This window comes from Streptosporangium sp. NPDC003464 (assembly GCF_053588315.1).
The window spans coordinates 1-9,673 of record NZ_JBSFPS010000337.1 but is presented as its reverse complement, the minus strand read 5'-3'; the positions used below and the strand labels follow the sequence as shown (position 1 = coordinate 9,673).

Sequence of the window (9,673 nt, the reverse complement as noted above, 5' to 3'; positions counted from 1 at the left end):
CTCACACCCCCAACAAGGCTATTTGTGGGTGGCCCCCGCCGCGGAGGCGGGGGCCACGCGAGACCGTTCCCGCGCGGGGCCGGGCCGTTCCCGGACGGGCTGTTCCCGCGCGGGACAGGGCCGTTCCCCGTGCGGGGCCGGGCCGTTCCCGTGCGGGCCGGTCCCGGACAGGACCGGGCTGTTCCCGGACAGGGCCGGGCTTGTTCCCGGGCGGGACAGGGCCGGGCCCTGTCCCGCGGGTCTCCGGGCGCTACTCGAAGGGGATCCAGGCCTGGTCGGCGAGGCCGTTCAGGTCGTTGACCTTCAGCCCCAGGTCGGAGACCGTCCAGAGGCTGTCGCCGATGACGATCGAGCGGCGGATGCCCGGTTCGTAGGCGGCCACGCGGGCGTCGCCGGTCGCCTTGGGCCGGGGGTGGACGATGGTGCCGACCTTGGTGACGGCCGAGTCGTCGATCTTCAGGACGAGCGCGGCGCCGTTGGTCTGCTCGGTGCCGTTCCAGGTGTTCAGCGGCAGGACCGCCGTGCCCGTCCTGGCCCAGTAGAGGAAGGCGTGCGGGTCCCACTCGGCCTCGGAACCGGAGTCCTTCTGGAACATCTGCGACAGGCGGCGCGGGGCGGCCGGGTCGCTGACGTCGAACAGCGAGACCTGGGTGCCGAGCGTGCGGCCCTTCTCGCTCGCCTCCTGCCCGAGGCCGATCAGCCGCCCGTCGCCGGCCGGATGCAGGTAGGCGGAGTAGCCAGTGATCTTCAGCTCGCCCGTCTTCCGCGGCGCCGCCGGGTCACGCAGGTCGAGGGTGTAGAGCGGGTCCACCTGCTTGAACGTCACCACGTAGCCGACCGGGCCGATGAACCGGACGGAGTAGATCCGCTCGCCGTCCCCCAGGCCGCCGACCTCGCCGACCTTGGCCAGGGTGTCGGCCTTGAGCACGTAGACGGCGCTGGAGCTGTTCTGGCCGGAGGTCGAGGTGGTGGCGACCCGCAGGTACCCCTCATGCTCGGACAGGGAGTACTGGTTGAGCAGCCGGCCGGGCACCTTGCCCGAGGCGACGTAGCGGGGCGCGCCCGGCGCGCTGATGTCGAACCGGTGGACCTCGGTCTCCTCCGGCGGCTCGGCCGGCGTCGTCGCGGTCACGGTGGGGTCGGCCGGCGCCGGGGTGGCGGTGGCCGTGGGGTCGGCCGGGCCGGAGGTGGGGTCGGCCGGGGTGGGCGAGGCCGGGGCCGGGGTGGCGGGGGCGGACGTGGCCGGAGTGGGGTCGGCCGGCGCCGCGGAGGAGTCAGCCGGGGAGGGGGAGACGGTCACCGTCGGCTCCGTCGGCACCGGCTCGACCTGCGGGGCCTGCTCGGTGGCCGGGGCCGTCGGCGCGTCGTCGACCACCGGCGGCTCGATCGGCCGGGGCCACCACCAGCTCGGGTTGCTGGTCACGTACAGGCTGGAGTCGGTGCCGTAGACCGTGTCGCCGTCGGCCGCCACGCTGACCGGGGAGGTCTCCGCGAGCCCCTGGGACAGGTCGAAGCTGTGCACGGTCAGCATCGACGTGCCGCTGTAGTCCGCGGGGTGGCTGACCTGCTCGCACTTGACCGAGCCGGTGGAGGTCGCGCCCTTGGCGTCCGCCGTCTCGAACGTCGGCAGCCACGCCTCGATCGGCGCCTTCTTGATGATGTCCGCGTTCCGGCGGGTCCGCTCGTTCTCCGAGACGTCGGGGCCGTGGTCCGGGAAGTCGATCCGGGGCTGGCTGCGGACCACGATCCGCACCGTCGAGCCGACCAGCCTGGCGTCCACGTGGGAGCCGTCCGGCGTGAACGAGCCCATCACCTCCGGCTTGCCGGACAGGTCGACGAGGACGTAACGCGGTCCCGGGCTCGCCGGCCGCTTGGCCATCGCGCCGAACGGGATGATCCCGCCGCCGGAGAACAGCACCAGCGCCCGGTCCCCGCTGACCAGCAGGTCGGCCGGGGCCCACGCCTGCTCGGCGCCCACCAGCTTGAGCGTGCCGGTGACCTTCCTGGTCGCGGCGTCCACCACCCGCAGCACGCCGCGGTTGACGGTGATCACCCGGTTGCCGTCGGTCTTCACCAGGTCCGGCTCGTCGACCCCGGCCTCGTGCACGTTCGTGGTCGAGTGCTCGGGCGCGGGGACCTTGGCCCGGGCCGTGGCGACATCCGAGCGGCTCTCCATGTACATGATCTGCGGGCCGGCCAGGCCCCACGGCCCGACCCGCTTGGCCGCCGCCGTCCGCAGCCCGGCCAGCATGTCGTCGCAGCCGCTGTAGGAGACCAGTTTGATGTCGCCCAGGTCGACCGGTGTCGTACGGCCCGCGCCGCGTTCCGTCTCTGTCGGGCTGCACGCCGTGGCGAGCAGGGCGGCGGCCAGGGCGACGGCGCCCGCCGTACGGATCGATGTCCTCATGCCCCCTACGACGGATCGACATCATGTCCGGTTCAACCCGTTACCGACCGGTAGCCACAGATGGGCACCCCAGAATATTCTTCGAGCATGGCTGTCACTCTCGGAGCTACCCGGACACTCGACCCAAGCATGATCGAACGCGTCGTCCGGCAGGTGACCTCCAGCGGGAAGACGCAGACGATCACCGCGCCGTTCACCGGCGAGCCCCTCGCCGAACTGCCCGTCTCCACCGCCGAGGACGTCCGCGCCGCCCATGCCAGGGCCCGCGAGGCTCGCGAGGCGTGGGCCGCGCTGCCCGTGCAGGAGCGGATCAAGCCCTTCCTCCGCCTGCACGACGCCATCCTCGACCGGCGCGAGGAGATCCTCGACGTGGTCCAGTGGGAGACCGGCAAGGCCCGCAGGCACGCCTTCGAGGAGGTCCTCGACGTGGCGGGCTGCACGCTCTACTACGTGCGGCGGGCGCCCGGCCTGCTCGCGCCCAGGCGCCGCGCCGGCATCTTCCCCGTCGCGACCAAGACGGTCGAGGTGCGCCAGCCCAAGGGGACCGTGGCGCTGATCTCCCCGTGGAACTACCCGCTCTCGCTCGGCGTCACCGACGTCGTCCCGGCCCTGCTCGCGGGTAACACCGTGGTCCACAAGCCCGACACCCAGACCGCGCTGTCCACGCTGTGGACGATCGACCTGCTGGTCTCCCTCGGGATGCCCCGGGAGATCTGGCAGGTCGTGCTCGGTGAACCCGCCGAGATCGGCGACGCGCTGATCGACGGCGCCGACTACGTCGCGTTCACCGGCTCGACCCGGGGCGGCCGGAAGATCGCCGAAGCGGCGGCCAGGCGGCTGATCGGCTGCTCCCTGGAGCTCGGCGGCAAGAACCCCATGGTCGTCCTCGACGACGCCGACCTCGACATGGCCGCGCAGGGCGCGCTGCGCGCCTGCTTCACCAACGCCGGGCAGCTGTGCATCTCCATCGAGCGGCTCTACGTGCACGAGGCCGTGCACGACGCGTTCGTGGAGAAGTTCGTCCGCCAGGCCCGCAACATGAAGCTCGGCGCGGGGCTCGACTGGAGCGTGCAGATGGGCTCGCTCACCTCCCAGCGCCAGCTCGACGCGGTCGGCGCCCACGTCGACGACGCCGTCGCGAAGGGAGCCGAGGTCCTCGCCGGGGGCAGGGCCCGCCCCGACGTGGGCCCGCTGTTCTACGAGCCGACGATCCTGGGCGGCGTGGACGAGAGCATGAACCTGTGCCGCGAGGAGACCTTCGGCCCGGTCGTCTCGGTCTACCGGTTCTCGGGTGAGGACGAGGTGGTCGAGAAGGCCAACGACACCGCCTACGGCCTCAACGCCTCCGTCTGGACCCGCGACCTGTCCCGCGGCCGCGCGCTGGCCTCCCGGATCAAGGCCGGGACCGTCAACATCAACGAGGGGTACGGCGCGGCCTACGCCTCCTACGACGCTCCCATGGGCGGGATGAAGTCCTCCGGTCTGGGCCGCCGCCACGGGGCCGAGGGCCTGCTGAAATACACCGAGGTGCAGACCATCTCCAGCCAGGCGTCCTGGATGGGCTTCGAGCCGATCCTCGGCATGACCTACGACAAATACGCCGACACCCTGTCGGGCCTGCTCAAGACCATGAAGAAGTTCCACCTGAAGTGAGGCCCGCGTGGCCGGGGCGTGGCCGGTGACGGCCGCGCCCCCGCCGCTGGTCGCCGGTGACGGCCGTGCCCCCCGCCGGCGGTCGCCGGTGTGGCCGTCACACCGGTCCGCCGGTGATCGTCACATCTGTTCGCCGGTGGCCGTCATGCGGGTCACGGGGATCGGGGGAGCGGTGCGGGGAGGCGGGCGCCCCACCGCGGTCCGGTACCGCCCGAAGGGAGTCCGCGGATGTTCGACTACGACGTGCTGGTGATCGGCTCGGGGTTCGGCGGGAGCGTCTCGGCGCTGCGGCTGACGGAGAAGGGCTACAAAGTGGCCGTGCTGGAGGCCGGCCGGCGCTTCGACGAGAGCACGCTGCCCCGGACCTCCTGGCGGGTCCGCGACTTCCTGTGGGCGCCGGGGCTCGGCCTGAAGGGCATCCAGCGCATCCACGTGCTGCGCGGCCAGAAGGGCACCGGCGTCATGGTCCTGGCGGGCGCGGGGGTCGGCGGTGGCTCGCTGGTCTACGCCAACACCCTCTACGAGCCCCTCGACCCCTTCTTCCAGGACGCCCAGTGGTCGGGCATCACCGACTGGAAGGCCGAGCTCGGCCCCTACTACGACCAGGCCAAGCGCATGCTGGGCGTGGTGCTCAACCCGACCGTCACCCGCGCCGACGAGGTGATGCGGAAGGTCGCCGACCGGATGGGTGTGGGCGACACCTTCCATCTGGCCCCCGTCGGCGTCTTCTTCGGCGAGCCGGGCGTCGAGGTCGACGACCCCTACTTCGGCGGCGCCGGGCCGCGCCGCCGGGGCTGCACCGAGTGCGGCGAGTGCATGACCGGCTGCCGCCACGGCGCCAAGAACATGCTCGTCAAGAACTACCTCTACCTGGCCGAGAAGGCCGGGGCCAAGGTCCACCCGGAGACCACGGTCACCTCGGTCCGCCCGGTGGAGGGGGGCTACCGGGTCGAGGTGAGCAAGACGGGGGCGCCCTGGCGCCGCCGCACCCTCACGGCGGAGCAGGTGATCTTCGCGGCCGGCACGTACGGCACGCAGCGCCTGCTGCACCGCCTCAAGGCCGAGCGGGTCCTGCCCCGGCTGTCCGACCGGCTCGGCGCTCTGACCAGGACGAACTCCGAGGCGCTGCTCGGGTTCGAGCGATTGTCGATCGAGGGGGAGAAGCTCAACCACGGCGTGGCGATCACCTCCTCCATCCATCCCGACGCCCACACCCACATCGAGCCCGTCCGCTACGGCGACGGCTCCAACGCGATGGGCATGCTCCGCTCCCTCCTGATCGACGGCGGCGGCGCCCCCCGCTGGCTCAAGTTCCTCGGGGAGGTCGTGCGCCGGCCCCATCTGGTGCCGAGGCTGTTCGACCACCGCAGGTGGTCGGAGCGCGCGCTCATCGCCCTCGTCATGCAGGCGAAGGACAACTCGATCACCCTGTCGGCGCGGAAGGGGACGTTCGGCTGGAGGCTCCGCTCCAGGAGAGGCCACGGCGACCCCAACCCCACCTGGCTCCCGGCCGGTCACCGGTTCGTCCGGCATGCCGCCGAGGAGATCGGCGGCATGCCGGGCGGCTCCTGGCTCGACCTGTTCGACATCCCCGCCACCGCGCACTTCCTGGGCGGCTGCGCCATCGGCGCCGACCGCGACAGCGGGGTGATCGACGCCTACCACCGCGTCCACGGCCACGAGGGGCTGCACGTCGTCGACGGCTCCGCCGTCTCCGCCAACCCCGGCGTCAACCCCTCCCTGACGATCACCGCCCAGGCCGAACGCGCCATGGCGCTCTGGCCCAACAGGGGAGAGGCCGACACCCGTCCCGCCCCGGGCTCCCCCTACGTCCGGCTGTCGCCCGTCGCCCCCAGGCACCCGGCCGTCCCCGCCGCCGCCCCCGGCGCGCTCCGCCTGCCGATCGTGGACATCACCTAGCCCGCCGGCCGGGACCGCTCAGCCGACGGGGCGCTGGAGGGGCTGGTGCTCGGTCCTGAAGATGAGCGTCGTCTCCAGGTGCACGATCTCGGGACGGATCAGGAAGCGGTCCAGGACGAGCCGGTGCAGGTGGTCGGCGTCGGGGACGGCGACGTGGACCAGGAAGTCCTGCGGGCCGGCCACGTGGAAGAGGGCGACGGTCTCGGGCAGGCCGAGCACGAAGGCCCGGAGCGGGTCGACGAGCTGGCTGGTGTGCGGGCGGACCCGCAGGGCGAGCATGGCCTGGAGCGGGCGGCCCAGGGCCGTCGGCTCCGTCTCGGCGCGGAAGGCGGTGATCACCCCGCGCCGGCGCAGGGCGCGCACCCGCTCCAGGGCGGTGGAGGGGGCGACGCCGACGCGCTCGGCGAGGTCCTTGTTGGGCAGGCGCGCATCCTTCTGCAGTTCGGCCAGGATCGCGCGGTCGATCGAATCCAGTGCGGTGTTCATCGAGTTTTCTGCTCCAGAATTCGGCATAGCTGGTGATTTGCCGTAGATTCGATCAGTATCTCGCATGTGATGTGGAACGTTGAAGAGTTCATGCGCGCCGCGACCGTGACCGTCGACGGGCTGGCCACCTACGTGGACGAGAGCCAGCGGGGCCTGCCGCCCGTCCTGCGCCGCCGGCCGCCGCGGGAGCTGGCCGAGCGGCTCGGGCTCGCGCGGTGGATCCGCGAGGGCGGGATGACGCCGGACAGCTACGCGGACTTCCTCGCGGCCTACCTGGACGAGGGGACCCGGCTGCACCACCCCGCCTACCTCGGCCACCAGGTCGCCGCCCCCGACTTCCCGGCCGCGCTCGCCGACTTCGTCCACGGCGCCGCCAACAACCCGATGGCGATCTACGAGATGGGCGCCTCGGCGGCGACCGTCGAGTTCGGGGTCCTGCGCTGGATGCTGGACAAGGTGGGCTTCGGGGAGACGGGTGGCGGGGTGCTCACCCACGGCGGGTCGCTGGCCAACCTCACCGCGCTGCTGGCCGCGCGCGCGGCGGCCGCGCCGGAGGCGTGGACCGAGGGGGTCCCCGCCGACCTCGCCCTGCTCGCGCCGGCATCGTCGCACTACTCGCTCACCCGCGCCGCCGCGATCCTCGGCCTGGGGGAGCAGGCCGTCATGCCGCTGGACGTGGACGAGCTGGGCAGGATCGACGTCGCCCGCCTGCCCGAGGCCCTGGAGCGGGTACGGCGGGCGGGACGGCGGCCGATGGCCCTGGTGGCCAACGCCTGCTCGACGGGGACCGGGCTCTACGACGACCTGCGCGGCGTCGGCGAGTTCTGCGCCGCCAACGGCGTCTGGTTCCACGTGGACGGCGCCCACGGGGCGTCGGCGCTGCTGGCCGAAGAGCACCGGCACCTGCTCGACGGGATCGAGCTCGCCGACTCCCTGATCTGGGACGCCCACAAGATGCTGCGCACCTCCAGCCTGGCGGCGGCGGTCCTGACCAAGAGGGAGGGCGACCTGGACGCCGCCTTCCAGCAGCGGGCGAGCTACCTGTTCTACGGCGACCAGGGCTTCGACCTGATCGGCAGGACCGTGGAGTGCAGCAAGGCCGAGCTGGGACTGAAGATCTTCCTCAACCTGGCCTGGCGGGGCGAGCGGGGCCTGGGCGACTACGTCGCGCGGCAGTACGCGACGGCGCACCGTTTCTGGGAGCTGGCCCAGGAGCGGCCCGGCTTCGAGTGCCCCTACGAGCCGGAGAGCAACATCGTCTGTTTCCGGTACGGCACCGCCGACCAGGCGGTGATCCGCGAGGACCTGATGGCGGACGGCGCCTTCCACCTCACCTCGACCGAGGTCGGCGGAGTACGCCACCTCCGGATCACCGTGATGGCCCCCGCCACGGACGACAAGACACTGGAGCAGCTGCTCGACCTGATCGGCGAGCGGGGCGGTCCGGCCGGCGGGTGACGGGCCCGGCCGCGGGCGGTCCGGCCGGCCGGTGGCGGACCCGGACGTCGGGCTCGACGTAGCGGGCCTGTCCTGGCCGGCGTGGCAGTCGCGGCCGGGAGATCCCGGGGCCGCCCGCGCGCCGACCGTCCGTACCCGCCGCGGGATGTCCTGGGATAGCGTCGCGTCCATGACCGAACTCGACAGCCGCCTGCGCGCGGTGTGTGATCTGGCCGTCGCCGACGTCCGCGAGACGGCCGGCCGGCACGAGTACGACGGCCGGATCCAGGATCTCTCGCCCGAGGGCGTGCGCACGGGGCTGGCCGCGCTCGGCGAGGGGGAGGCGCCCGCCGACCCCTACGACGCGGCGCACCTGCAGATCTTCGAGGAGGCCGCCCGGGTCCGGTTCGGCGAGCTGGAGCTGCACCGCCGCAGCCCGCTCGACCACCTGAACAACCTCGACCTCGCCGCCTACGACCGCGACTACGCCCCCGAGGCCGAGCGGACCGCCGCCAAGCACGCCCACCTCGCCCGCTGGCCGGAGGCCGTGGAGCACGCCGTCGCCTCGCTCGACCGCCTCAGCGCGCCGGTCGCGACCGCGCTGCTGGGGGCCGTGCGAGGGCTGGCGGCCGGGGTGCCGGCCGACGCGGAGGAGTCCGTGCGCGAGGCGGCGCTCAAGGCGCACACCCGCCTGGTGGAGCACGTCGAGGAGGCCGCGCGCTCCGGCGACCCGGACGCCTCTCTCGGCGCGGAGGGCCTGTCCCTGCTGATGGGCGCGGGCGACGGCCTCCAGGTGGACCTGGGCGCGCTCGCCGCGCGGGCCGACGCCGAACGCGACCGCCTCATGGCGCGGCTCACCGAGGCGTGCGCCGAGCTGGGCTCCGGCGGCCGGCCGCCGCTGAAGGTCGCGCGTGAGCTGGTCAGGCAGCACCCCGGCATCGACGGCGTGATCGACGCGGCCAGGGCCGGCACCGAGCGGGCGATCGCCTTCACCCGCGAGAAGGACCTGGTGCCCTACAACGACGGCGAGTGCCTGGTCGGCCTCGCGCCGGAGTCGCGCCGGTGGGCCATGGCGATGATGAGCTGGTCGGCGCCCGGCGAGCCCGACGGCCCGTCCTGGTATCACATCACCCCGCCCGACCCCTCCTGGCCGGAGCGCGAGATCGAGGAGTGGCTGGAGGTCTTCAGCGAGACCACCCTGCCGGCGATCAACGTGCACGAGGTCGCCCCGGGCCACTTCTCCCACGGCCGGGCGCTGCGGCACGCCCCCTCCGAGGTGCGGCGGACGCTGATGTCGATGGCCTTCGCCGAGGGATGGGCGCACTACGCCGAGGAGCTCTGCGTCGAGGAGGGCTACGCGCCCGGCGACCCGCGCTTCGAGATCGGCGTGTGGCTGGAGGCGCTGATCCGGGTGACCCGCCTGGCCTGCGCCGTCGGCGTGCACACCGGCGCGATGACCGTCGAGGAGGGCGCCCGCCGCTTCGAGGCCGACACCCACCTCGCCGGCCCCGCGGCGCTGTCGGAGGCGGCGCGGGCCACCTTCGACCCGACCTACGGCCGCTACACCTGGGGCAAGCTGGAGATCCTCGACCTGCGCGAGCGGGCCAGGGCCGAGTGGGGCGCCGGGTTCACCCTCAAGCGCTTCCACACGGCCATGCTCGGCCTCGGCTCCCCTCCGCTGGGCCTGCTCGGCCACGCGCTCCGCGGCTAGCCGTGCTCACCGGTCCGGCCGTGGGTGCTGGCCTGGCGTTTTTTGATCATTGTTCAGAC

Annotated in this window: 6 protein-coding genes; 4 read left to right on the top strand and 2 right to left on the bottom strand. The window is 73.0% G+C overall.

The annotated features are described in order from the left end of the window. Nucleotides 1-250: 250 nt before the first annotated feature. A complete protein-coding gene (locus tag ACWDS7_RS43150) occupies nt 251-2,407 on the bottom strand; it encodes a beta-propeller domain-containing protein (protein WP_451934007.1) in 2,157 nt (718 codons plus the stop codon). Between the two features lie 87 nt (nt 2,408-2,494). On the opposite strand from ACWDS7_RS43150, the gene ACWDS7_RS43145 reads away from it, so the two are divergent. Beyond that, nucleotides 2,495-4,060 (top strand): succinic semialdehyde dehydrogenase, encoded by a 1,566-nt coding sequence (locus ACWDS7_RS43145; RefSeq protein WP_451934006.1) that lies wholly within the window; start codon nt 2,495-2,497, stop codon nt 4,058-4,060. A 228-nt stretch (nt 4,061-4,288) separates the two neighbouring features. Then, nucleotides 4,289-5,980 (top strand): GMC oxidoreductase, encoded by a 1,692-nt coding sequence (locus ACWDS7_RS43140; RefSeq protein WP_451934005.1) that lies wholly within the window; start codon nt 4,289-4,291, stop codon nt 5,978-5,980. Between the two features lie 18 nt (nt 5,981-5,998). On the opposite strand, the gene ACWDS7_RS43135 is transcribed toward ACWDS7_RS43140, so the two are convergent. Beyond that, nucleotides 5,999-6,466, bottom strand: coding sequence for an Lrp/AsnC family transcriptional regulator (locus ACWDS7_RS43135; RefSeq protein WP_451934004.1), 468 nt, complete (start codon nt 6,464-6,466; stop codon nt 5,999-6,001). Nucleotides 6,467-6,535: 69 nt separating this feature from the next. Between ACWDS7_RS43135 and ACWDS7_RS43130 the strand changes: the two genes are divergently transcribed. Then, a complete protein-coding gene (locus tag ACWDS7_RS43130; RefSeq protein WP_451934003.1) occupies nt 6,536-7,924 on the top strand; it encodes a pyridoxal phosphate-dependent decarboxylase family protein in 1,389 nt (462 codons plus the stop codon). 169 nt (nt 7,925-8,093) lie between these two features. Further along, entirely contained in the window at nt 8,094-9,614 is a 1,521-nt protein-coding gene (locus tag ACWDS7_RS43125; RefSeq protein WP_451934002.1) for a DUF885 family protein, read from the top strand. The last annotated feature ends 59 nt before the right edge of the window (nt 9,615-9,673 follow it).